Origin of the sequence: Nonomuraea sp. NPDC005730, assembly GCF_040630865.1 — a bacterium.
Taxonomy (GTDB): Bacteria; Actinomycetota; Actinomycetes; order Streptosporangiales; family Streptosporangiaceae; genus Nonomuraea.
This window is the reverse complement of sequence record NZ_JBEXYK010000036.1, coordinates 61,571-83,890: the sequence shown is the minus strand read 5'-3', so window position 1 is coordinate 83,890 and position 22,320 is coordinate 61,571. Positions and strand designations below refer to the sequence as shown.

At 65.2% G+C, this 22,320-nt stretch carries 29 protein-coding genes and 2 pseudogenes; 16 read left to right on the top strand and 15 right to left on the bottom strand.

Going from position 1 to position 22,320, the window contains the following annotated elements; genetic code table 11:
• Positions 1 to 47: 47 nt before the first annotated feature.
• On the bottom strand, positions 48 to 1,250 hold the full coding sequence (locus ABZ444_RS32255; RefSeq protein ID WP_357972006.1) for a tyrosine-type recombinase/integrase: 1,203 nt from the start codon (positions 1,248 to 1,250) through the stop codon (positions 48 to 50).
• Between the two features lies 1 nt (position 1,251).
• Positions 1,252 to 1,863 carry a hypothetical protein gene (locus ABZ444_RS32250; protein WP_357972009.1) on the bottom strand — a complete coding sequence of 204 codons (612 nt, stop codon included), beginning with the start codon at positions 1,861 to 1,863 and terminating at the stop codon, positions 1,252 to 1,254.
• 81 nt (positions 1,864 to 1,944) lie between these two features.
• Here ABZ444_RS32250 and ABZ444_RS32245 point away from each other — a divergent pair, with 81 nt between their 5' ends.
• The 7 genes from ABZ444_RS32245 to ABZ444_RS32215 all read left to right on the top strand — a co-directional run bounded on the left by ABZ444_RS32245 (position 1,945) and on the right by ABZ444_RS32215 (position 7,661).
• Entirely contained in the window at positions 1,945 to 2,214 is a 270-nt protein-coding gene (locus ABZ444_RS32245) for a helix-turn-helix domain-containing protein (RefSeq protein ID WP_358005029.1), read from the top strand.
• Positions 2,215 to 2,284: 70 nt separating this feature from the next.
• Positions 2,285 to 2,701 (top strand): hypothetical protein, encoded by a 417-nt coding sequence (locus tag ABZ444_RS32240; RefSeq protein WP_357972013.1) that lies wholly within the window; start codon positions 2,285 to 2,287, stop codon positions 2,699 to 2,701.
• Between the two features lie 390 nt (positions 2,702 to 3,091).
• A complete protein-coding gene (locus ABZ444_RS32235; protein WP_357972015.1) occupies positions 3,092 to 3,328 on the top strand; it encodes an HNH endonuclease signature motif containing protein in 237 nt (78 codons plus the stop codon).
• Positions 3,329 to 3,794: 466 nt separating this feature from the next.
• Positions 3,795 to 3,980, top strand: coding sequence for a hypothetical protein (locus ABZ444_RS32230; RefSeq protein ID WP_358005026.1), 186 nt, complete (start codon positions 3,795 to 3,797; stop codon positions 3,978 to 3,980).
• A 46-nt stretch (positions 3,981 to 4,026) separates the two neighbouring features.
• Positions 4,027 to 4,524, top strand: coding sequence for a hypothetical protein (locus ABZ444_RS32225; RefSeq protein WP_357972017.1), 498 nt, complete (start codon positions 4,027 to 4,029; stop codon positions 4,522 to 4,524).
• Positions 4,525 to 4,554: 30 nt separating this feature from the next.
• Entirely contained in the window at positions 4,555 to 5,478 is a 924-nt protein-coding gene (locus ABZ444_RS32220) for a hypothetical protein (RefSeq protein WP_357972019.1), read from the top strand.
• A gap of 482 nt (positions 5,479 to 5,960) precedes the next feature.
• Positions 5,961 to 7,661, top strand: a complete 1,701-nt coding sequence (locus ABZ444_RS32215) for a hypothetical protein (protein ID WP_357972021.1) — start codon at positions 5,961 to 5,963, stop codon at positions 7,659 to 7,661.
• A gap of 199 nt (positions 7,662 to 7,860) precedes the next feature.
• On the opposite strand, the gene ABZ444_RS32210 is transcribed toward ABZ444_RS32215, so the two are convergent.
• The 9 genes from ABZ444_RS32210 to ABZ444_RS32170 form a co-directional block, all read right to left on the bottom strand.
• Positions 7,861 to 8,256 (bottom strand): hypothetical protein, encoded by a 396-nt coding sequence (locus tag ABZ444_RS32210; RefSeq protein WP_357972023.1) that lies wholly within the window; start codon positions 8,254 to 8,256, stop codon positions 7,861 to 7,863.
• Between the two features lie 71 nt (positions 8,257 to 8,327).
• Complete coding sequence (locus ABZ444_RS32205) at positions 8,328 to 8,543, bottom strand: DUF397 domain-containing protein (protein WP_357972025.1); 216 nt, start codon at positions 8,541 to 8,543, stop codon at positions 8,328 to 8,330.
• A 251-nt stretch (positions 8,544 to 8,794) separates the two neighbouring features.
• Positions 8,795 to 9,424, bottom strand: a complete 630-nt coding sequence (locus ABZ444_RS32200; protein ID WP_357972027.1) for a hypothetical protein — start codon at positions 9,422 to 9,424, stop codon at positions 8,795 to 8,797.
• Positions 9,425 to 9,479: 55 nt separating this feature from the next.
• Positions 9,480 to 9,884, bottom strand: a complete 405-nt coding sequence (locus tag ABZ444_RS32195; protein WP_357972029.1) for a hypothetical protein — start codon at positions 9,882 to 9,884, stop codon at positions 9,480 to 9,482.
• Between the two features lie 61 nt (positions 9,885 to 9,945).
• Positions 9,946 to 10,794 carry a helix-turn-helix transcriptional regulator gene (locus ABZ444_RS32190; protein WP_357972031.1) on the bottom strand — a complete coding sequence of 283 codons (849 nt, stop codon included), beginning with the start codon at positions 10,792 to 10,794 and terminating at the stop codon, positions 9,946 to 9,948.
• Positions 10,795 to 10,803: 9 nt separating this feature from the next.
• The gene (locus ABZ444_RS32185) at positions 10,804 to 11,304 is read right to left on the bottom strand and encodes a DUF6879 family protein (RefSeq protein ID WP_357972033.1); all 501 of its coding nucleotides are present in this window, start codon (positions 11,302 to 11,304) and stop codon (positions 10,804 to 10,806) included.
• Positions 11,294 to 11,533, bottom strand: a complete 240-nt coding sequence (locus ABZ444_RS32180; protein WP_357972035.1) for a hypothetical protein — start codon at positions 11,531 to 11,533, stop codon at positions 11,294 to 11,296. Before ABZ444_RS32180 ends, ABZ444_RS32185 begins: the two co-directional genes overlap by 11 nt.
• A 221-nt stretch (positions 11,534 to 11,754) precedes the next feature.
• Complete coding sequence (locus tag ABZ444_RS32175) at positions 11,755 to 12,471, bottom strand: serine hydrolase domain-containing protein (protein ID WP_358005023.1); 717 nt, start codon at positions 12,469 to 12,471, stop codon at positions 11,755 to 11,757.
• Between the two features lie 319 nt (positions 12,472 to 12,790).
• The gene (locus ABZ444_RS32170) at positions 12,791 to 13,564 is read right to left on the bottom strand and encodes a MerR family transcriptional regulator (RefSeq protein ID WP_358005020.1); all 774 of its coding nucleotides are present in this window, start codon (positions 13,562 to 13,564) and stop codon (positions 12,791 to 12,793) included.
• Positions 13,565 to 13,596: 32 nt separating this feature from the next.
• On the opposite strand from ABZ444_RS32170, the gene ABZ444_RS32165 reads away from it, so the two are divergent.
• The 3 genes from ABZ444_RS32165 to ABZ444_RS32155 all read left to right on the top strand — a co-directional run bounded on the left by ABZ444_RS32165 (position 13,597) and on the right by ABZ444_RS32155 (position 15,458).
• Positions 13,597 to 13,968 carry a hypothetical protein gene (locus tag ABZ444_RS32165; protein ID WP_358005016.1) on the top strand — a complete coding sequence of 124 codons (372 nt, stop codon included), beginning with the start codon at positions 13,597 to 13,599 and terminating at the stop codon, positions 13,966 to 13,968.
• Positions 13,965 to 14,156: a hypothetical protein gene (locus ABZ444_RS32160; protein WP_358005013.1), complete on the top strand. Its 192-nt coding sequence runs from the start codon at positions 13,965 to 13,967 to the stop codon at positions 14,154 to 14,156. Before ABZ444_RS32165 ends, ABZ444_RS32160 begins: the two co-directional genes overlap by 4 nt.
• Positions 14,157 to 14,384: 228 nt before the next feature.
• Positions 14,385 to 15,458 carry an IS110 family transposase gene (locus tag ABZ444_RS32155; protein WP_358005010.1) on the top strand — a complete coding sequence of 358 codons (1,074 nt, stop codon included), beginning with the start codon at positions 14,385 to 14,387 and terminating at the stop codon, positions 15,456 to 15,458.
• A 720-nt stretch (positions 15,459 to 16,178) separates the two neighbouring features.
• Here the strand turns inward: ABZ444_RS32155 and ABZ444_RS32150 are convergent.
• Positions 16,179 to 16,511 (bottom strand): hypothetical protein, encoded by a 333-nt coding sequence (locus tag ABZ444_RS32150; RefSeq protein WP_358005007.1) that lies wholly within the window; start codon positions 16,509 to 16,511, stop codon positions 16,179 to 16,181.
• A gap of 314 nt (positions 16,512 to 16,825) precedes the next feature.
• Between ABZ444_RS32150 and ABZ444_RS32145 the strand changes: the two are divergent.
• Positions 16,826 to 17,086: pseudogene (locus ABZ444_RS32145) on the top strand (IS5/IS1182 family transposase); the annotation flags it as partial.
• Positions 17,087 to 17,302: 216 nt separating this feature from the next.
• Here ABZ444_RS32145 and ABZ444_RS32140 read toward each other — a convergent pair.
• On the bottom strand, positions 17,303 to 18,316 hold the full coding sequence (locus tag ABZ444_RS32140; RefSeq protein ID WP_358005069.1) for a terpene synthase family protein: 1,014 nt from the start codon (positions 18,314 to 18,316) through the stop codon (positions 17,303 to 17,305).
• Positions 18,317 to 18,534: 218 nt separating this feature from the next.
• On the opposite strand from ABZ444_RS32140, the gene ABZ444_RS32135 reads away from it, so the two are divergent.
• Entirely contained in the window at positions 18,535 to 18,924 is a 390-nt protein-coding gene (locus tag ABZ444_RS32135; RefSeq protein ID WP_358005004.1) for a hypothetical protein, read from the top strand.
• A gap of 5 nt (positions 18,925 to 18,929) precedes the next feature.
• On the opposite strand, the gene ABZ444_RS32130 is transcribed toward ABZ444_RS32135, so the two are convergent.
• Positions 18,930 to 19,223, bottom strand: a complete 294-nt coding sequence (locus ABZ444_RS32130) for a hypothetical protein (protein WP_358005001.1) — start codon at positions 19,221 to 19,223, stop codon at positions 18,930 to 18,932.
• A gap of 35 nt (positions 19,224 to 19,258) precedes the next feature.
• Here ABZ444_RS32130 and ABZ444_RS32125 point away from each other — a divergent pair, with 35 nt between their 5' ends.
• Complete coding sequence (locus ABZ444_RS32125; RefSeq protein ID WP_358004999.1) at positions 19,259 to 19,519, top strand: ParA family protein; 261 nt, start codon at positions 19,259 to 19,261, stop codon at positions 19,517 to 19,519.
• Here ABZ444_RS32125 and ABZ444_RS32120 read toward each other — a convergent pair.
• A complete protein-coding gene (locus tag ABZ444_RS32120) occupies positions 19,509 to 20,057 on the bottom strand; it encodes an RICIN domain-containing protein (RefSeq protein ID WP_358004996.1) in 549 nt (182 codons plus the stop codon). The genes ABZ444_RS32125 and ABZ444_RS32120 overlap by 11 nt on opposite strands.
• Before the next feature lie 1,354 nt (positions 20,058 to 21,411).
• Between ABZ444_RS32120 and ABZ444_RS32115 the strand changes: the two genes are divergently transcribed.
• The 3 genes and pseudogenes from ABZ444_RS32115 (at position 21,412) to ABZ444_RS32105 (ending at position 22,319) form a co-directional block, all read left to right on the top strand.
• Positions 21,412 to 21,579, top strand: coding sequence for a hypothetical protein (locus ABZ444_RS32115; RefSeq protein WP_358005075.1), 168 nt, complete (start codon positions 21,412 to 21,414; stop codon positions 21,577 to 21,579).
• A 34-nt stretch (positions 21,580 to 21,613) separates the two neighbouring features.
• Positions 21,614 to 21,763, top strand: a pseudogene (locus ABZ444_RS32110) (recombinase family protein); the annotation flags it as partial.
• Between the two features lie 310 nt (positions 21,764 to 22,073).
• Entirely contained in the window at positions 22,074 to 22,319 is a 246-nt protein-coding gene (locus ABZ444_RS32105) for a hypothetical protein (RefSeq protein WP_358004993.1), read from the top strand.
• Position 22,320: the final 1 nt, after the last annotated feature.

Genomic DNA, 22,320 nt, shown 5'->3' with positions numbered 1-22,320 from the left:
AGTCCCAGGAAAACGGGGGTGTGCAGGGCTCTGGCGTCAGCACAAGGTCAGCACGCAGCAGCCGTGCTGATGGGGGTTGCGTCGAAGCGGGCTTGCATGACGTCAAGGGCTCGGTCCCAGGACTCATCAACGAGGTGGCCGTAAATGGCGTAGGTGATGTTGATGTTCTTGTGGCCGATCCAGCGGGACACGTCGGTGATGGGGATACCGCTGGCCAGTTGCATGGAGACGTAGGCGTGGCGTAGGTCGTGCGGGGTGAAGTCGTCGGGGAGCCCGGCCGCCTTGACCGCCTTAGCGAAGGTCGCGCGGTAGGTGTTGTTGTCGATGAACCGGCCCCGCCGTCCCCGGAACAGTAGGCCGTCGTCGGCGATGCCGTGTGTGTCGATGTGGGCGGCGATGCGCTGGTTGACGAAGGGCGGTAGGGGAGCGTCTCGGTGCTCGCCTTCCTTGCGGTGCTTGAGCGGTCCGAGGGCGTGTGTCTGGGTGACTTGCTGCCGGACGCGTAAGCGTCGTCCGCCGAACATCACGCAGTCCTGATCGACGGCGCGGGCTTCTCCGATGCGTAGGCCGCATCCGGCCATGAGCCAGATTGTCAGCGCCCAATCGCCGGGCATGGCGTCGGCCAGGGCGGTGATCTGTGTCCACGTGGGGACGTAGAAGTCGCGGACTTGGGTGATCTCGGGTAGCTCGATGTCGAAGACGGGGGACTTGCCGATCAGTTCAGCTTTGGCGGCCTCTATGAAGATGGCGTTCAACACGAGGTAGGTGTTGTGGATGGTGCCGGGGGCGTAGCCCGACGCGATCAGGCCCGCGATCAGGTCTTTGATCATCTGCCGTGTGATCGCGTTCAGTGGGAGGTGGCCGATGGCGGGGTTGATGCGGTTCTTCAGTGAGACTGCGTAGCCGGTGCTGGTGCTGGGGGCCAGCGTGATTCTGGCGGTCAGCCACTTAGCCGCGTAGTCGGCGAAGGTGATCGATCCCGCCTTGGGGTCGATGGTGCGGCGCAGGCCGCTCACCTTGTCGGATTTGATTTCCAGGATGAACGCTTCAGCGTCGCGCTTCATCGCGTGGGGGTAGGACTGCTCTTGCTGCTTGGTGCCTCGTCCGCCGAGTCGGTAGCGGACGGTCCAGGAGTGGCCGCACTTGCCCCACACGCGTTCGGCGGTCTTGCGGTCGTCCGCCTTGCGGAGGTCGAGTCTGCGCCCGGCCTTGGTGTCGGCGCATTCGCATTTCTTGATCAGGCTGGCCACGTTAGTTTGTTTCCTCGCTCTCGTTCATCGCCTTCAGTAGAGAGATGGCCTTGTCGGTGAGGGTGCCGCCGGACTGGCGTTCGGCGGCTTCGGTGAGCATGCCGTTCTTGCGGGCCAGGGAGATCCAGTTGGCTGCTGCTCTGCGCTCTGCGCCCACGATCTCGGCTACGTCCTGTACGGGGTTGGGCTCACGCATGAGCACGTACCAGGCGTAGAGGACGGCTACGGCGAGATGGAAGGATTCTGGCCGCCCGGTGCGGCCTGGCTTGGGGTTGTCCTCGACGGTCTGCCGGACGTGCCGCATCGCCCAATCGGTGTGCGGTTCGAGCACGTGGAAGACGCCTTGCTCGCGGCTGAGGCGCTGGAGGTCGCCCTTCAACTCTCGTGCGATGTCGGCCAGGGGGATGGACCGCAGCGTGCCGGTGGTGATGCCTCGGGCCATCAGTTCGGGGTCGTTGGTGGTGATGCGTAGTTCGGTGGGGCCTCCTGTGCTGTTGGGGGACCACCACATGTCCACTTGCCAGCCGTCGTACCACTGCTGGAGGTGGTAGCCCGGCCTGGTGGGAGCCGTCTCTTCCGCTGCGCTTCTGCGCGGTTCCTGTTGTTCGGTCACAGCAACAACGTTACAGCATCCACGGTCACGCCGGAAGCCTGTTCATGTATAGCTTGACTGTCTGCACCTATACACGGGACGATGGATAGACGCCCAGCCGTCGCATTACGGCGGCTCGGGCCTGCCACTCGACAACTGAACAGCGACGACACACGTGGAGAGCGATTGGCCAGCGGAGGAAGCAACCGACTGATGGGCGTGGACGAGGTGGCCGCCTACTTGGGCGTGTCCAAGAGCACGCTCTACGACCGATGGAGGCCCTGGGGGCTGAGGGGGCATCGAATAGGCCGCTACCTGATGTTCAGGGAACGCGACGTAGAAACCTGGATTGACCGCCAAGTCATCCCTTGAGCGCCAGAGGCCGGGCGAAAGTGATCACCTACAGGTTTGAGCAGGTAATTAGGATGAGAGTGGGGCTTAGATGACTTTTTCGGAGCATCAATTTGGCAAGGTATTTCAAAGGTATGCGGGTGGTGTGGCCCGCGAAGGACGCAAGCTTTCCATGGATGCCAGGCTTCTGCTGGCCGCTATTGCTCGTGCCAACAACACCGGCCACGCAGTATTCAAGGATGGAGAGCTGCGGCAGATCCTCAGCCGAGAAAAGTTGGATGGAAGTGTAAAGCCCGCTTCTCGATCCACTGTTTATGGCGCTCTGAAAAAGCTGCGGGCGGCGGGGCTTGTACTCCCCGGTGGCGGGGAAACCTGTGTATGGCTGCCTAGGGAATTCTGGGCGCGCGGATTGGACAAGGGGGCAATGTGTCCGGTTCATCGAACCTGGGAATCGGGCTATGCCTCGAATATCGGCGAAGAGTCCTCCGGCGCAGGACCAGCGTGGTAGTCCTAAGAATCCGGACTCGTTGATCCGAATATTCTGGACTCGACTGTGCTCCTGACGTGCGACAATCCGAGGCCCTCTCTATTCTTATGTCCCTTCGGCGGGTGAGGAGAGACGACGAACCAGGCGAAGAAATAGTTGTGGGGCCAGCTTGCTGGCTGGCCCCACTTAGTTCAGTTATCTAGGTGGCCTGGAGGCCCTAGCCGGAAGGCCCATCGAATAGTTGGACCTAATGGCAGCCCTTTGAGGGGCTGCCATGGATTGAGAGACAATGAGATATCGATTGGAGGGCCGTAGGCCCTGGCTAACAAGATTTGTAATGAGAGTGGTTGTCATCAGATCGCCGTACGCGGCGAAGGAAAGTGTTCCGCCCACCGCCGCAAGCCGTGGGCGGTGACGTCTAAGAGAAACCTGTTCCGGCCGAAGGATTGGAACCGCCGCCGAAGGGCGGTTCTCAAACGTGATGCCGGAGTTTGTTACTTATGCGGGCTGGCTGGTGCCAGCGAGGTGGATCATGTCACCGCCGTAGCCGACGGCGGTAGCTGGGATTACGACAACCTTCGTAGCGCCCATCGGGCGTGCCATACGGCCAAGTCGTTGCAGGACCGCTACCGGCGGTCCAAGGCATGAGAAATGAACTGGGGCGTCGCAAGACCGGTGACTATGTCACCCAGGTTTTCCGCTGCGGGCACTGCGGTGAGCGGGTTCGGGAGACCCGCCAGCTCGGCGCGGGCCGCCCCGGCCCGTGGCGTCGCTACTGCTCGGCCGGGTGTCGTCAGGCCGCCAAGCGCGTACGTGACCGTGAGCAAGCACGGGAGCGCTACCGTCTTGCCAACGGCTTATGTCTGTCGTGCGGTACAAGGATCGAAGTCGAGCAGTTTCATCCATACTGCTCGGCGCGTTGTGATGAAGTTCTTTGGGAGCTGCGAACCCTAGTGAGGTGAGATTTCTCGCCAAAATAACAAGCTTCCCCCTCTAATACAGGATGCGGAGAGAGATACCTCGGCTCTCTCCACTTGTGAAGCCTGTTGAAGGCCCTCGGTGACCTCGTGCCGAGGGCCTTCTTCGTACCCCTACACCATTTGGGAGAACACTGATGATTAGCCATGCCCAGCTTGAGGATATGAGCGCCCTAGAGATCCTAGCCGCCTGGCGTGACGGCGATTTGGACCCCACTATTCGCATCGTGTCTGTGAACGGCGACCTGGATAACCCGAGGTCGCTTACCTACGCCTGGCAGACGACGCCCGAGCATGACGAGCTGCGCATGCGCACCTGGTAGGCCCCACAGGGGACCAGACGATTGACCATCGAAGGGAGTAACCGAAATGGATGACTCGCCTAGCAACTCCGCTGACGTCATCGCCGACACCGAAATGGGTCAGGTGGCCGAAGCGCCTGTAGAAGGCTCTCAGTTCGATTCTGAGGCCGATAAGTGGAAGAGCCTGAGTCGGACCAACGAAGCTCGCTGGAAGGCCGCCAGCGCCGAGCTGGAGGCCGTGACCGCTAAGAACGCGGAACTGCAACAGGCCATTGCCGACAGCCAGGCAGAGCACCTGCATCAGCTTGCTGTGATCCAGCTCGACCATGCGGCCAAGGACCGTGGCCTAGAGCTTGGCCCTGAGGCCATCGGCCGACTCAACGTGTCATCGTTCATCGACGCGGCCGGACAGGTTGACTCGGCCGCCATCACTGATTTCATCGCCACTCTCGTACCGGCCCCGAGCCAGCCGAGATTTCCTCAGAACGTGGGCATCGGCCCGCAGGGCGGCGGACCGCCAGACAGCCCCAAGTCCGTGCCCTTGGATGCACGGGCACGCCGGTAGACGTTCCTCCAAGAAAGGTTTGTTAGTTAATTGGCAATCAACCCCATCCCTCCGTACGCACATGCGGGGACTCATACTTTTGTACCCACCGAGTGGAGTAGCGAGCTCCTCACCCAGTTTGACCCTCTGCTGGTCTGGGCCTCGCCTCTGGTCGTAAACACCGACTATGAGGGCGACATCACCGCCCAGGGCGACCGAATGGTGGTCAACGGCCTCATCCGGCCCAACGTCGGCAAGTACAACGACGTGGCCGGAATGACGATCGAAGACTTGAAGACCGTTGAACAGTACGTGGACATCACCGAGGCCGATTACGTGGCCTTCTACGTGCGCAACATCGAGACGGTTCAGGTAGCCGGCGCTTTGGCGGCGCCGGCCACATTGGAGTCCATCCGCGCTCTCGCGGCCTCGACAGACACGTTCGTTGGTGTCACCATCGCGGCGTCTGCGTCCAGCCTGCCTCAGGTGGACGTCAGCGGCTTGTCTGGAAGCGTCGCGAAGGGTGAGACGCTGCTGGAAGCCATCTTCGACATGATGGAGAAGCTTGACGGCAGCGACGTACCCGCAGGCCGATACGTGGTCGTCTCGCCTACGGCCAAGCGCTACCTGATGCGCGCCCCTGACGTGGCCAACGCCGCCGCCCTGGGTGAGGCCGGAGCCACCGCCAACGGTGTCGTTGCCCGCCTGGCCGGGTTCACGCTGCTGTCCACCACGGCCATGCCGAACGGTGTTGACATCCTGGCCGGGCACAAGTCGTTCACCACGTACGCCAGCCAGTTCACCGACTTCCGTAGCCAGCCGGTAGAGAAGTACCGGCGTGACCAGATTGACGCCCTGCACCTTTACGGCGCGCGGGTGCTGTCCTTCCCTGGCGGCAAGCAGCCCACCGCGCCCAACGTCGCCGTGCAGAATTCTGAGGGCCTCGTAAAGGCCGCCGTGAAGTGGGCCGCATAAATTCATTCCGACGGCTCAAATATCCCCGAATCCAGGTGATGGGTTCGGGGGTTTTTTGTTTCCAGAGCTGCCGATTTGTTAGTTTCTTCCACCCTCACATGAAGGCGTTACTCCAGGTCGGCGCACAGATGGCGCCCTTCTTAGAAAGTTCGAGACCCGTACTTGGTCGGAGGAACCTCCCCCCACGGGGTCTAATCCGTCTTCAAAAAGTGCATACCCCCTGGGCGGCCCTCTAACTAACCATCCCAACACCCCTTGTCGTTGACCTGCTCTAACTAACTTTCTCGGAGTTTATTCGAGCAGAAGTATTGACACGAGATTCGCGCCTATGACACTTTGCTGATCGCTGGGCTTGATCAACCGAACTGCGAAACAAACAAACTCGGGATCGACTCACCAGCTTCAGACACAAGACAGCCCCAGAGCGACAGTGATTGGTCGTCGCAAGCGCTCTGGGGCTACCCAATCAAGGAGCGTAGCTCATGCAGTCCAACACCGTCGCTGCCCGTCCCCAGGTCTCCCCGATCGTCTACAGCGGCCTTCTGGGCAGGATCGTGCAGACCATCACCCCGCACAGTGAGGCGGACCCTGTGGGCATCCTGGGCGCTCTGCTGAGCGCCTTCAGCTCAGCGATCACCAACCTCCCTCAGGTGGTCTACGGCACGCAGTCTCAGACGCTCAGCACATGGATCGTGCTCATCGGCAACACCGGCATGGGCCGCAAGGGGACGGCCACCCGTGCCGCTCTCCAGGTGGTCAAGGGCGCGCTTCCCGACTGGGCCAAGTCCACCGTCTTGGAAGGTTGCCCCCAGTCTGGACCTGCCTACGTCTCCACCCTGGCGGACATGAGCGGCAACGCTCTGATGATCGAGGAGGAGTTCGCCGACCTGCTGAAGGTCTCTGCCCGGTACAAGTCGTTCGGTAAGGCCATCCGGCGTAGCTGGGAAGGTGCGTCGATCAGCAACCGCACCAAGGAAGCCGTGATCCACGTGGACGCTCCCCACGTGTCCATCATCGGGAACGTGACTCCCGCTGAGTTCGCGGCCAGCATCGGCAAGGCTGACCGCGCCGGGGGCACCCTGAACCGCTTCCTGTGCCTGTACGTGGAGAGGTCCAAGAAGATCAAGCTCTCGGAGCAGATCAGCGCAAGCGCCTGGTCGGACCTGATGCGGCCTCTCGTCAGGGAGTTCCGCAACGCCGTCGCCTATGCCAGGGACGTGGAGGAGATCACGGTCTCGCGCAGCGCCATGGCGCTGTGGGATGACAAGCTGTCGGAGATGATCGACGCTCTCACGCTCGGGCGTGAGGCAATGGAGCAGTTCGCCGCACGTGCGGCTGACTACGTGTGGCGGCTCAGCGCCCTGTACGCGCTGGCCGACCGGAGAGACGAGATCACGACTCGGGACCTGGAGGCCGCCGTGGGCCTGGTCTCCTACATGTGCGACTCAGTGACCTACCTGTCGCCCGAGGTCGCACACGGTGCCGGGGCGGCTGAGGAGACGCTCGCCACGCGCGTGGAGCAGTTCATCAAGGCCGCTGGGCCTGAGGGCGTCAACAGCACGGCCCTGTTCCGCAAGTTCGGCCGCAAGGCCGCCGAGATGAACGAGATCATCGCCGAACTCCCCAGCGTGACCATGGGCAAGGTGCAGCCTCAGGGCGGGGGCAGGCCCGCCCTGGTCTACCGCTACGAAGCCCCGGAAGAGACTTCGGAGCGCTCGAATGAACTTACTGATCTCGACTCGGAGGAGCTTCCCGAGATCTTCATGGAGGACACCGCCGAGATTGAGGAGGAGCCCGCCGAGTCGACCGCCACCGAGGAGACGGTTCCGGAGGAGGAGCCTGTTCCGCCCGTGGAGGCTCCCGCCTTCCTGCCCTTCCTAAGCGATGACGAGTGGGACGAGATCGACGCCGCCCAGAGCGTCACGCCCGAGCCTGAGGCGGCCCCTGAGCCCGAGCCAGTGGAGGAGACCACCGAGGAGCCTGCCGTCTCGGAGGAGGCCGTCAAGGCGTATCTGTCCTCCCCTGCGGGGGCGGAGATGCTTCAGGAAATCCTGATGACCATGATGGCCAAGCAGGCCGCCGCCAGCGCTCCTCAGGCGGCCACGGTGACCAAGGCTTCTCGCAGGAGCCGGGCCAAGGGCACCCCTGAGGCGCTGTTCCAGGCTCCCGAGGTGGCCGCGTAGTAGTCCCGGCACCACCAGGCCCCCGGCTTCACGGCCGGGGGCCTGTTCCATCGGTACGTCAGCCCCGTACGTGAAATCACAGACGTACAGGGCCACCGGCCGGAGCGGCTGACTCAGAAGTCAGCGACGGCCAGCCACCAACCGAGTGCCCCCGCCAGTAAGAAGAACGGGGCAAGGACGTAGAGATCGCGTCGGCGCATCAGGCCGTCACCGGCGGGTGAGGGCACGGATGGTTCACGTGTCGGTTCGGGCAGCAGACCATGCCAATCGTGAGGAACCGTCCTCCGGGCAGCCACTCGCCCCACTGGACATCCACCCCACGGGGCAGCAGATCGATAGCCGTGGACAGACGCGCCACCACAGGTATCCGGTCACTGTCCGGCCGTTGTGCCGCATACTCCGCCGCCATCCACTCACCGGCCTTGTTCGCGTCAACGAACGTCTCGGCGATTCTCGATCGTGGCTTGGCCAGCCATTCGCCTGTCCGCATGGGCGGTAGCGGTGAGGTGGCGAAATCTGCCGAAGTGGTCCGACGCTCAGCCTCGTGCTTCAGATCAGCGCCATTGCCGATCCACGTGTATGCGTGCCAGTGCATCGTTCCCCGTACATTCGATGGGGACGGCCCCTGCCTGATTCAGGCGGGCAGGGGCCGTCTCGGTGGCGGTACTAGATGGTGGTCATCCCTGCGGCGCGTAGCTCGTGTCCCGTGAACCGGAGAGTCCCGGCGTCCGGGTTCTTCGAGTCACGCAAGGCGAACGTGTCGGTCTCGCCCGGAATCTGGGCGATCTCGACGCAGGATTCGCCCTCGCCGTCCTCGTTGTTGTTGCCGCCGCACAGGCGGCGGAACTCCAGGTGGCCGAGGTCCTTGGCGTACAGGTCCATCTGTCTGCCCTCCTTCACACTCGGGCCGGATGGCCCGAGGTGGTTGCACGGCTGGTGGCGGGGTTCGTCAGCCACCGGCCGCGTGTCACTTGGGGAGCCCTGGCCGTACCACCTGGGGTACGTGTCTGCGGAAGGACGGCCAGGACCCCCACCCCGGCGGGGAAGAAAGAGCACCGGGGATACTGCACCCCGGCTGAGGCTTGACGGGTCGGTCAATGTTTCTCAGCCGGGGTTGTCTGGAGACGGGCCCCCTATGCGGCCCGCCGGGTTTCACGGTCCGTTACGGCCGGCTGCACGTCATGTAGCCGCATCAGCAGCTCACGAGCCACCACGTGATGCATGTCGTACTCGTCGAACCTGACGACGGCGTTTCTCTCGAACGGCACCAGCGGCGGTAAGTAAGGAACAAACACATCCGCCCGCACCCCATGCGGCGAGCAATCGGCCACAGTGAAGACCGCAGCGTTACGCCGCAGGTGCGAACACTGCGAGATCGCCTCGGGGATGCACGTACGGCAGGTGGGTGGCGCATTGGTGTAGCCGTCGCCCTCGTCCCCGTCACCGGACAACAGCCACCAGATCCGGCCCGTGTCCCGATCTACAGCGGACCGCGCGCACACCTGGCACAACCGCTTTTCCATGCAGCGCCACTGCCTGAGCGTGTTGACCGTCGTGAAGTCGGGTCGGCCCGTGCGATTCTGGCCCTGTCGCAGGAGGAGGGCACCGTTGCGGAAGTCGCCCCGTTGGGGCACGGCGTAGCTCAGTCGCAACCCGCCATGGCGCGGTGCCCACTTCAGCGGAGGGTTCTGAGCCTCTCCTGTCCAGCCGATCACGTACGGGTAGCGAAAACCCGTCTCCGACACCTTCGTGATCAGCGTCACAACGCCTCCCGGTCATAGCCGGGGGTGGACGCCGGGCGCAGCTTCTCAAGGCTGGTCATGTGTGCCCCATGCTCATGGCGATCTCCAGGGCGACATCTTGGGGCCGGTGCTCCGGTACCACTCGCATGCGGTCGGCAAGCGCCGCGTTGTCATCGGCCACGCGCGCCAGCTCGACCATGTAACTGCCCGACCGCGCCCCCAGCGTGACAGTGGCCACCTTCCATCCGGCGTCGGCGTAGATGACCAGTTGCGGGGGATGCCAGAGCGGTTCGGCAGGCGACTCCGGCCCGCTCTGGCCTGGGTTGCTGGAACAGCGCTTGACGAGCTGGGCGTTCACTCCCGACACCGTCAGATGGGGAAGAACCCGTTCAAGCGCGTCACGCTGCGCGTTCGCAGCGTTCTCCGGGATCGAGTCTCCTACCGTGTCATCAGTTGCGGGGGTGGGGTGCGTGAGGGCCATGGCTCGACGGTAGGAGCGGGCGCGAAGCACTCTCAACGAGTGTGCTTGAACTTGCTCGTAATTAACTAACTTCGGCGATGGCTGCCGCGATGAGTTGTCGGGCCGCTGTTCCGTAGACAGCCAACTCCGACAGATGGTTGAACCCCTTGACGTACTGGGCGATCTCCGATGGTTGGTTAACGTTGATCTCCGCAGTAAGTAGCTCCACCTGGACCAACGTGTCATCGAAGATGTTGAACGCCTCGACTGGCCACATCCGCCGGTCGGCATCGCGCGGGATGATGCCGAGAGACACGGATGGAAGAGACATGATCGCTAGCAGGTGGCCTAGTTGCCCCGCCATCACCCCTGCGTCGCCGATACGACTCCGCAAGACCCACTCCTCCACCAAGACCGCGAAGCGATGGCTTCCCTCATGCAAGAGCCGAGCACGCGCTACACGCGCGGCTACGGCCTCGGCTACGTCGTTGGGAGCCTCTCTGAAGGCAGCGATGGACGACAGCAACGACTCGGCGTAGGCGGCCGTCTGGAAGAGACCTGGGATGACATTCGAGCAGTAGACACGGAAGTGCCGCACCTGCTCATACATCTTGATCTTTTGAAGTTGAAGCTGACGCAGCCCAGTCCTTTGAAGCCGCTTCCACTCCACGTACATGAGGTCGGCCGCTCGCGACGCTGCGATCAGTTCTGTGCTCTGATCCTCGGCTCCACAGGCAGCACACCACGTGCGGATGTCCGACTCCGAGGGAACGGTGCGGCCATGCTCGATTTTGGATGCCTTGGACTCATGCCACCCCGCCATCTGTGCGACAGCTCGGGCCGTCAATCCGGCGTCAAGGCGAATTTCGCGTAGGCGCTGGGCGATGCCCTGGCGTGCCTGCTGGGCGCTTGAAGATGGCGAGGTACGCATGTGTGTGGATCAGACGAGCCGATACTCCGCATGGTCAACCGCACGTTCCCAGACCGCCTCAAAGGCGGTTAGGCACTGCTTGATCACATGGAGATCGCGAACCAGTTCCTCCCCGAGGTAGCGCCCGTCTCCGGCGAACAGACCGAAGCGAATCAGGTGGTCATCGAACACCCACAGGTCGTTTCCGGGGAGTAGCAGGTCGGATGCCTGCCGCCGGGGGAGCCATCGGACCAGTTCCCCGGCCTTGATGTTCATCGAATCGGTCACGGAGTGCTCGAACCGGATGTAGTCGGTAACGGGCTCAGACACGATGCGCGCCCGGCGAACCAGTACACCCCTTGCGCGGGCTTCCCCAATGAGTTGATGCCAGTCGCGTTCCCGCTGTGTGCGGTCGTACGGCGGCCCTCCCTGCCATGCGATGAACGACGGGTCATCGGGGACATAGGCGTCCCGCATCTCCAGGTGAACCGCCGAGTGCTGGGCGCTCGCCAGCATCTCCTCAAAGGTCATGAGCGGCTCCATCACATGCCTCCATCAGGAGCTTGGCCATACGTCGCGGGACGCGGACGATCTTCTCATTGTCGGGGATCGGGCTACGGGCGGCGACTTGGGCAAGATCTTCCGGCCCGGTCACTTCCCACCCTTGTATGACGATGCTGCCGTCCGACTCGTCCACCCAAACAGAAGGACAGTTGTTCCCGTCCGTGTTCGGGTCGATGCCGATGAACCGTAGCGCCATGGTGCCCTCCGATGCTCCGAGTGTGCTCCAACTTGCATCCGTGAGCCTGAACCGCGAACGAGAAGCCGTCAAGGGAGACCGTCGAAACGTAGTCAGCACAACGTCAGCACCGGTGCTGACAACAGGCATGAGCAACCCGGAACAACAAGAAGCCCCAGACTCACGATTCAGGCTGTGAGCTGGGGCTTTATCTTGTGTTTGACCAGGTCAGACCTGGCATGCTACGGCGGATGTAGGTAGTTGGTGTTGGAGTAGCTCCAGCCCTCACCCGGCTCGAACCGCGGCTCCTTGGACAGCGCGAACCGCACCAGTTCCTCCGGCTGGTAGGACTTGAACCGGTTGTCCACCCACTCCTTGCCCGCCGCGGGGATCCCCGGCTCGACCGACCCGTCCGGGCGGAAATCGCCGGTGTAGGCGTACAACCCGCTGGTGTGCTGCAGCAGCATCCGCACCGTGATCTCCCGGTCCAGCTCGAACGCGGGCAGGTAGTCGGCCACCGGGGCATCCAGTCCGACCTTGCCCTCGGCCACGAGTTGCAGCACCACGGTGGCGATGAAGTTCTTGGTGACGCTGCCCGCCCGGAACAACCCGTTCGTCGGCGGTTTCGCGCTTGAGCCCAGCTTGCGCACCCCGGCACTGCCGATCCACTCGCCCCGTTCATCGTTGACGCGCATCTGTACCCCGGCGGCCAGACCGGCATCGACGAACGCCTGGATCGCCTGCTGCAGCTCCGGGCGATCCTGCCCGGCAGCGGCCTTCGCCACCGCCCTGCTGTCCGCGGCGGCCGCCCCCGATGTGGCCACCCCGCCGAACACCGCGGCCGCCAGCGCCGAGAGTGCCACTCGCCGGAAGGCGGTACCGAGGAAGGCCGGCCGCTGACGAACGCCGTGGACGCGCCGCTCGGTCGGCGTGATCGTGGATGGGAAGGGGATTTTCATGGTTCCTCGTCTCTGTGTCGCGCTCGGGCCAAGAGCTTGCGAGCAGTGTGGGATGGGACGTGACAGGGACAGTTGACGCGTAGGTGCCCGGCCCTGGCACGATGAGCGAGCCGGTTCGGTCCGCCTCACGGTGCCTGCACAGGCGGCTGTTACCAGCTGCGCAGGTGGATAGTCGCGTGAAGGGCGCCCAGCAGGATGTCCTCGCTGCCGGACAGATGTTCCGGCGCGAGGGCGCTTCAGTTCACGATCCGCTGCGATGGGGAACTGCGGACCGTGAGCTGCGGTACGGGGCCGGTAGCGGTCAGTCCGGGACCCGCGCTTATTGGTAGGGGATGTCCACGCCGGCGGAGCGCAGTTTCGTCTCGACGAGTGCGGTCAGTCGGGCCATGGCGGGCGCCTGGTCTTCGCCGTGGTGGTTGAGCAGGCCGTATCGGGTGGCGTCAGTGCGTGCCTGGAGGCCGTTCGAGATCGCGAGCAGCGCGGGGTTGGCGAGGAAGCGGTCAGCCAGGGCGGTCGCGAGTTCCTCGACGCGGGGGTCGTCGGGTTCCAGGTCCTTGGCAGCCCAGCATTGCTTGTTCAAGGCGATGAACTGGGTGTCGTCGAGGGCGCGCTCGGCTTGGGTGAGGTAGTCGTCGAAGCCGTCGGGGACCAGGGCCCGGGCCAGCACCATGCCCTCGCGGTGGGCGGCTACCTCCTGTGGGGTGAAGCCGAGATCGGCGGCCCGGTCCAACAGTGCGCAGGCGCGGTCGGGCAACAGGGCCCGGTCGCTGTTGGCCAGCCGCTCCAGCGAGTCGCGGCGCGCGATCAGCTCCTCGATCCGCTCGGTCAGCCGCCCTTTGACCTCTGCGAGGTCGGCGGCGAACCGCTGCGGATCGGCGTCGATCAGGGTGCGGATCTCATAAAGCGGTACGCCGGACTCAGCCAGCGTCCGGACCTGGACCAACCTCAGCAGATCGGACGACCCATAACGGCGATAGCCGGAACTGTCACGGCTCGGTTCGTCGACCAGGCCAAGCCGGTGGTAGTGGCGTATGGTCTTGATCGTGACGCGGGCGAAGGCCGCTGCCTGGCCGATCGTGACGCCCGTGCTCATGGCATCGGCGATGCCAGTCCGCCACTCCACGCTTGGCCATGACACTCCGCCCGGCGCTCGGGCAGCACTATGACCCGCTGCGCCCGCAGTTGCCGGAGGCGATGTCCTGGAGGCTGTCCCCGTCGGACGTGGAGCTGCTCATCTCCGTGCCAGACCCCACGCCCGAGGAAGCGGCCGCCACGTATGGCCTGTCAGGGCGGGCACGGTTCGCCTTCATCGAGCGACCGAACGTGCTCGTGCTGTGCCACCGCCTCGGTACCGGCGGCTGGGGACTGCAGCCATGGCAAGCCATCCGCCAAGACGAGGTCGGCACCTATCCCCCCGGCCTGCCCGCGGACGAGCGGTTCGCGATCAACATCTACCTGGCCGACAGCTGTACCGGGCGGGTGGCGCCCATGCCGTGACGTCCTGGCCGCCGGAGTTCTCCCACCGCCTCCGAGCGGCGATCGAGCGGCACCTGGCCGGCCCGCAGAACGATCACGCCGCTGGCTCTGAGCTGCAGGAGCTGCTCCGGCGCCATCCCGACACCGGACGGCTGGTCCGCGACCGGGCGCCCTTCACCTGTGCAGCTCCACTGGTCGCCGTCACCTGACAGTGAGGATGGAGATTAGCGCTTCCCGCCAGGGTCTGACCCATCACCTGACTGACCTTGGGTCCTTAACGGGATCTGTCGACCTCGGTCGGGAAGCGCTCATGTGCACTCACCGGACGCGGCACCTGTGACTTCATAGGAGCCTGGCCAGAGGCCCCATCACTGTCCTGTCCGCTTGCCCGGCTGGTGCGTGCCGCCCTGCCCCTCGGTCAAGACGACAGGACGACGATGACCCCCATTACACCCGACAACCCGACGATCAGCGAAGTCGCCGGCGGTGTGGACACCCATCAAGACACCCACACCGCAGCCGTGATCGACCCGGTCGGCAGGGTGCTGGGAACCGAGCAGTTCCGCGCCACCCCGGCCGGATACGCCGCCCTGCTGGTCTGGATGCGCACCTTCGGGCACCTGACACGGGTCGGTGTCGAAGGCACCGGCGTCTACGGAGCCGGGCTCACCCGCCTGCTGCAGGCCGAGCACCTCGACGTGATCGAGATCGATCGGCCCGACCGCAAGACCCGCCGCTTCCAGGGCAAGTCCGACCCGATCGACGCCATCGCCGCCGCCAAAGCCGCGCTCGCCGGCGACCGGACCGGCACCCCGAAGCAGCGCGACGGCCGCGTCGAGGCGCTGCGCACCCTGCGCATCGCCCGGCGAAGCGCGGTCGACCAGCGGGCCGACACCCAACGGCAGATCAAGGCCCTGATCGTCACCGCCCCGGACGCGGTGCGCCAAAGCCTGCGCGGCCTGACCACCACGGAACTGATCACCGCCTGCGCCGGCCTGGCCCCTGATCGCGACCACGCCGCCGGCCCTGCCACCGCCACCCAACTCGCGCTGCGGTCCCTGGCTCGCCGCCACCAGCAGTTGTCCGCCGAGATCGCCGACCTCGACGAACTTCTGGACGCCCTGGTGGCGGCGATCAACCCGCGGCTGACCGCCGCCCACGGCGTGGGCACCGACACCGCTGGGCAGCTTCTGGTCACCGCAGGCGAAAACCACGACCGGATCCACAGCGAAGCCGCCTTCGCCATGCTCTGCGGCGTCGCGCCGATCCCCGCCTCCTCCGGCAAGACCACCCGCCATCGCCTCAACCGCGGTGGCGACCGGCAAGCCAACGCAGCCTTGTACCGCGTCGTCCTGTGTCGCCTGCGCTGGGACCCCCGTACCCGCGCCTACATGGAACGACGCAGTCAAGATGGCCTGTCCAAGAAAGAGATCATCCGCTGCCTGAAGCGCTATGTCGCCCGTGAGCTCTATGGGCTCATCACAGCAAATGATCAAGAACGCGTCGCTTGACATCCATAGGAGCATCCACCAGGAGGAGCATGCGGCCTGGACAGGCAACGCCCATCCGTTTCGGTGATGCGCTCCACCGTCACGTGGGCGGACAGTAGTTCGCCCCCTCTCCCATGCCTGGCAACGGAGGCCTGCTGAGCGGGCTCCTTGAGGGCGCCATGAAGGCAGAGGTCTGGTTCTCCTCAAGAGTCCCCTGTCTGTGAATGCCTGGCCGTGGAGCTCTGGCAGGCTGAGCCATCATGCAGACACCGCGTTCGGGATCGGGTTATGTGACGCGTCCGATCGGGCAGCCCTTCGCCGCTCACGCCACCGCGATGCTACGGGCCTTCTTGCAACGAAGTGGCAGCACAGATCCTTCATCCGTCAGGCTCGTGACGAACGTGACCACCCTGACGGACGAGCAGATCACCATTCTGACAGGGCAGGCTGACGCGGCGGGCGTGACCCTCGTTCTCGTCGACGACGGTGCGAGGCCGCGCCCGGCAACGGCCCGCTCCCGCGACCTGGCACCCCATGAGCTCGCGATGATGGTGGATCAGGCGACCGCCGCTCGCTGTGATCGAGACGCACGATCCCCGAGAGAACAACCGTGATGTCAGCCGCGGCTTGAACCGAACATGAGCGCTCTGGTCGACGTACGCACACTCCACGCCCCCTAAGAAGACCCACACGGCGGCAGCCGAGGCCTTCACGAACCGGAGTCTCGCTCGTTCGTGAGCGCTACCACGGGGTGTTGTAGCACTCGCTCGTACCGTAGGAGGTGTCCGGTGTGTCACCGTCCCATCCGCCGTCATTGTCGGCATTCCACACCCACAACCACTTCCTCACATTGGTGAGCCATACGTATCTGGCGACGTAGTGGTTACCGGTGTCGTGGGAGTGACCGAACGCCTCCTGCTTGGGGTCTCCGCCGGGGCTGTCGTTGATGTAGATCTTGCTCACGCTGCACCGGGTGTCCGCGTGCGCCGCTGTGGCCCCGCCCGTGACAACCATGGCCCCTGCCAGGGAAACGGCCGCAGCGAGGGCACCCCCTCGCCTGAGATTTCTTCTCATTTCCTGTCCCTCTACTGAGAATCCTTCGGAATTTATGGCATCAGACGCCGTTCGGCGGATCCGATGTGCGCAGCGTACTTACGGTCGATCATGGAAGTCGTTGGTGCAGCGCGTACTGTTCCTTAGTAACGGGCGCACGGTGACCTCGCCGTCGCCGAGTCGGTCACCTGGTACTCCATCACCGAACTGGCCGCGTCGCTGGCCGGTACGGCGCCGCGGATCCGCTTCGAATGGCTGCTGCCCGGCCATGGCGACCGCAGGCGGCTGCCCGCCGGGGAGTTCGCCCGCCGGATTCGCGACCTGGCCGTCCGCACCGCAGCTACGACCACGACAACTACCGCCGCCTGGTCCGCGAGCTGCAGATCCGCCCGCTGATCGCCCGCCGCGGCACCGATCGCGGCTCCGGCCTGAGCAAACAGCGCTGGGTCGTCGAGCAGACCTTCGCCCTGCTGCACGCCTCCCGACGCCTGCGAATCCGCCGGGAGGTCCGGGCGGACATCTACGAGGCCTTCCTCAAGCTGGTCTGCGCGCTCATCTGCTGGCGGCGCCTCACCTCATTGCGTGAGCTGCTCTAAGCGGTGACAAAGCGGCGGAATTCGTTCAGGTCCCAGCCCGTGCCGGGGCCGTTCAGTGCGGTGTGCTCATCCAGCAGGGCGCGGGCGGCTGAGTGCAGAAATGGGCGGGTGGCGCCCTGCAGCTTCTTCGCCTGGTAGCGGTCCGTGATAGCCGGAAACTCCTACAGCTCCGGCAAGCACCCACTCCGTTGATCAGTGGGCGTGGCGGCAGGGCGCTCACCTCGGCGATGTCCGGATCGAGGGAGCGCGCTCTGGTCGGGGGACGAACTCGGCGTGATCTTGATGGAAGGTCATCGTGCCCGCTGTTGTGCCGTCCCAGCCCAGGCCGTGTTCCTCATAGCGCCGGCTGATGGCGGCCCACCTGAGGTTGGAGGTCATAATGTGGCCGATCTCGTCGAGGTAGGCGCGCATCCCCGGGTCGGTGCCTTGGGGCCCGGTGGTGAACTGCTCGCGCAGCCCGATGAAGGTGTCCTCGGTGGCATCGATGAGGCTGCAGACGCGGTTCATGGCGGCCTGCAGGGTGAGTCCTTCGCTGTGTTGGAGGTGGTGCAGGAGGTTGACCTGGTCTCCTGCCGGCAGTTCCTTGCGGTAGGAGACCAGGTCGTTGATGAGCGTGTATCCATCGACGGCGGTGTCGTGGATCGCAGCCATGTCGGGGTGGGTGGAAGCTTCCTGCGACAGGCGCACCCCGGGCGTGCCGAACTCGGCGAAGCCGAACAGCCAGCGGACGCCGAGGCTGCTGCGCCGCTCGCGCATGTAGCTGTCGTAGTCGCGGTACGGGGCTGATCTCCACTCTTCCAGTTCGGTGGTGAAGCCGTAGGCGTAGTTCTCCATGTAGGAGACGAACCGCACCCACACGGCGCGGGGCATGCGTCGGCGAAGCCAGCCGAACTCCTCGCTCAACGGGGCGGCCATCATGCGGCCGAAGACCTCCCGGGTGGCGAAGGAACTGCCCCCGAGGCCGCCCTTGTCGACGAGGCTGTTCTCGATGCCGATGAGGTAGTTCATGAACTTGCAGGCCACCAGGGTGAGCTGGTAATCGGCGTGCGGGACGCTGAGCGGGACCAGCAGGGTGCCGCCGAGGTTGTGTTCGATCTTGTCGTGGTCGCCGTCGTAGGCGAATTCCAGGCGTTCGTGGGCCCATGCGCCGCTCTCGCGCAGGAGGCGACTGGTGTCCGGGTGGAGCGTCCTGGGCAGCCGGTTGGCGAGCTTGGGCAGGTGGAAGGTCACCGGCAAGCGCGGCGTGGTCGTGCGCGGCTGCGGCTTTTCGGTCGCGAGGGGATCGGCCGCCGGGCGCTAAGGGGGCAGCCGAAGCACGCCGGTCTGGGAGCGGTGCGCTAGGGCTGTGTCCAGGATCGGCGAATGAGGAGGTCACGCTTCCGAGCGCGTGAAGGACGCAGATGTCGGCCAGGAGGGGAGTGTTGTAGGTGAAGGGGCGGGGGCCGACCATGTCCGAATCCACCGTCCTGCCGTTGTGCGTGCAGGAGGCGTTGCTGGCCGCCGGCGTGCCTGTGCTCACGCTGGCTGCTGACCGCGCCGCCGATCGCGACAACCACACCGCGCTCGGCGACAGCCTGACCACCCGCGTCACCGCCGAGTTGCTGACCGCCGACGAGCACGGCGACAGCTACGGCGGCCCGCGCGATCTGCTGGACGTGGAGCTCGCCGGCGACAGCATCGCGGTGAAGGGTGAGCTGCACGGCACCCTGGCCACCGACGCGCGCGCCCTGTTGGACTGGGACGGCGTACTGCGCGCCCTCGGCGCCGCCTACGACCGCGCCACCGCGCCTGCGCGTGAGCATCCAGACGACCAGTCCGCCCCTGGGACGACACCGTGACCGAGCTACTGGGCCCGGCCCGAGCCGGGCGCCTGGGGCGCTCCGGCGTCCAGCAGCGTCGGGCTGGCCTTCTTCGCCCGGCCAGCCGCCGAGCGGCGCCCGGCCCTGGCCGCCTGGGTGGCCGGCACCGCGGCGGACGTCCGGTGCTGCTCGGCCTGGGCCTGATCCCGCTCGCCCAGGGCGTCGTCGCGGGCCTGCTCGGCCGCGCCCCGGGCGCGTTCGTGCTCGGCGACCTGGGCCCAGGCTTCGCGGGCGTCCTCCTTGGCGGCCTCGACCCGGCGGTCGGCCTCCTGACTCATCCATCACGACATCGGCCGAAGCGTACGCTGCTCTCATGGACACACCACGAGCGGTCGGACTGGCCCTTGCCGCCCTCCACCGCGGCGGCGAGGACAAGACCACGGCTGCGGTCAATCTGAGCGCTTTCCTGGCAGACCATGGGCAGCGCACGCTCATCGTGGACACCGACCCGCAGGGGCAGGCCGCCGTCGGTGTCCATGCCTTCGACGTCGTCCTCGTGGACGCGCCGCCCTCTGTCTTGCGGTGTAATCATAATTACACCGCAAGCATAGCGGGAAAGATCGTCAGCGGCTGAAACCGTAGACGAACTGCGAGTTGCCGGAGTTGTACGGCTCGGGCAGCACCCACCTCTGGTCGGCGCCCTGGTGGCAGTCCCACAACACCAGCGACGTGCCGTTGGCGGTGCTGCCGTTGTTGGCCAGACCCGCGCACTTGCCGGACTTGGAGTTGCGGATCAGGTAGTGGTGGTTGCCGTCGAAGGTGGGGGTGAGGACCCACCGCTGGTCGTTGTGGCCGTGGCAGTCCCACAACACCAGGGAGGTGCCGTTGGCGGTGCTGCCGTTGTTGGCCAGGCCCACACACTTGTTGGTGCCGGCGAAGCTGCGGATGGAGACGTCGGAGCGGCCGAACCAGGACTGGTCGACGCCGCCGTGGCAGTCCCACAACACCAGCTTGGTGCCGTTGGCGGTGCTGCCGTTGTTGGCCAGGCCGATGCACTTGGCGCTGAAGGAGGCGGCGGACCGGATGGCGGTCGGCGTGTCGGCCTGCGCGGCCGACGACAGGCCGAAGGCCAGCGCGAGCGCGAAGGGAAGGGCCAGGAATGAGCGGTGCACGATTTCCTCCTGATTGTGTGAACGTGTCACCCCAATGGCGTTCCACTCCGTTCCTCCAGATGTAACAGCTATCTGAGTAGGTTCTGGAGGTATGTCACTCCAGGCCGGGGGCGCGGGCGTCCTGCCTGGAGGCACTCCGGCCTCGGGGAACATCGGCACAGCGGTTATCGGTGAGAACGATCATGGTCAGAATGCGAGTGCGCTGACCCGGTTCTCGTACTCGCGGCGGGCCTTGCGCTGAGCCGGGGCCGCAGGGGCACCTTGGCCGCCGTCGAGCGGCTGGCAGCGGGCGAGGAGTGCGAGCTCGCGCAACGGGGGCTTTGAATAGAGGTAGAGAAAATTTGCACCCGATCATGGTCTGGTCGGGCTGTGCTGTCCGCCCGCCCCCGGAGAGATTCTCCGTTTCGTAGATGCCTTGGTCCTTATCGCGATCTTGGCTCTGATTTGATGATGAGTCCTGTAGGTCAGAAGTGGCAATCATCAAATTCCGATGTTGAGCGACGAGTTTCTGTCAGTGGAAACGACAGGTTCTTGGCAGTGGCTCGCGACAAGTAGATGTCAGTGAGGGTGACACTCGGTCACTGCGCGCCTGGAGGCGAAACCGGGTGGCGTGCTGTCCGGAAGCCGCCTCGCGATGCGTGGGTGTCGGCCGGCGCGCTGGGCCGGTGGTCAAGACTGAAACGAACATCGCCGTCCAGGCTGACGCGGTGCGGCCCGTGTTGCGCGACAAGCTCTTGTCAATGACCGCGACACGTTAATGAGGTGGCTCCCGCCCAGTTTGTGTCAGTCGTACGGGTTGAGGTCCACACTGCCGCCGTTGCCCAAGTCCACCGCACCGTACGGCTGAGCGGTCGGTATCCAGCTGGGGATCGGGTGAGCTCGCCCGAACGGGTGGGGATCTGGCGCTGCGGTGGCTCGGTCTGGTCCCAGCGCCGGGTGCGGCGCGGTAACGCCTCCAGCTCCAGCAGGGGACCGGCCGGGGACCGGCCGGCCGGTGGTCGAGTCTGGACGAGTCCGTCCGAGTCCCTGTTGGACGCCTCGGCTGCATGGCTTTGCTGACTCGCATGGCGGCCAACCGGCCCCGATACCAGGCAGGAGCCATGGTTTCAGAAGCTCAGCCGCTGGATGCCAGCGGCTGGAGAGAGGAGTTCATGTGCGTTCCCCCCTACGCGCGACCATAGTCGTGGCGGCGTTCGCCACGCTAGCCACGGGTGTCTCGGTGGCTCCGGCAGCCGCTGACGGTGTGCGGACCGACCGGGCGGGTGTCTCCGGTACGGCCCGCGTGGTCGGTGAGTGCACCGATCCAGGATTCGTTGGCGCCATTCGCTTCCGCAACCCGCTGGGACTGTACGACGTGGACTGCATCCGGCCCGAGAGCGTCCGCTATCCCGGGCCGGTCTTCGTCACGCACTGCAAACCCACCAACGGCGGACGACTCAACCTGCACATGCCCGGCGGCGAGGTTCTCGAATGCCCCGCCACCGTCTACCGAGACGCCATCGGGTACAGCGCCTGGGCCTGACCGGGCTCCATGCCGCCCCACCCGCCAGGCATGGGAGGCGCTCCTGGCGCTGCCCAAGGCGGGTGCCACCCTGAAGTTCTGGAAGTCCGACCGGTGGGGCCGCTCAGCGGGGCACGTGCTGACCACGGTCAACGAGCTGCGCGACTGCGGCATCACCGTGGTGTCCGCTGACGGAGAACTTTGATCTGGCCTCCGAAGGAGGGCCGTTTCTGTTCGCGGTCTTGGCCGCGGCCGCGGCCGGAGCCGCCGAGGTCCTCGCCCTCAACGTCGAGGACCTCGACCTGGAGCACCGGCACGCCCCGTCCGCTCCAAGGGCCGCTCGCGCAGGTAGTCGATACTTTCGGCGATGTCTGCGGCATTCCGGCAAAGGTGCGGTGAGCGCCCGGCACCGTCAGAGGCGATCCCAGGCAAACTTTGTGACGACAATGACACGCTAAGTAGCTGAACGGGTGAAGCGCGTCGCTCTTGGAGAGCGACAGTCAAGGGGAACCGACATGCGAAAGATCATCGCCGTCGCCGCTGCCGTCGTCGCGGTGACCGGAGGGCTTGCCGTAGGAAGTGCCGCGCACGCCGACGAGTGGGAAGGTCCGATCGATTCCTGGACCAGGTGGCCCATCGAGCGCGCCTATGCCATCTGCGACAGCACCGGCAGGATCGGTGTGCAGAACGGCGTCTACCGCACCTACAAGTGCGAAGAGGACGGCTTCTTCACCGTCTACCTGTACGTGCACCGCCGATAGG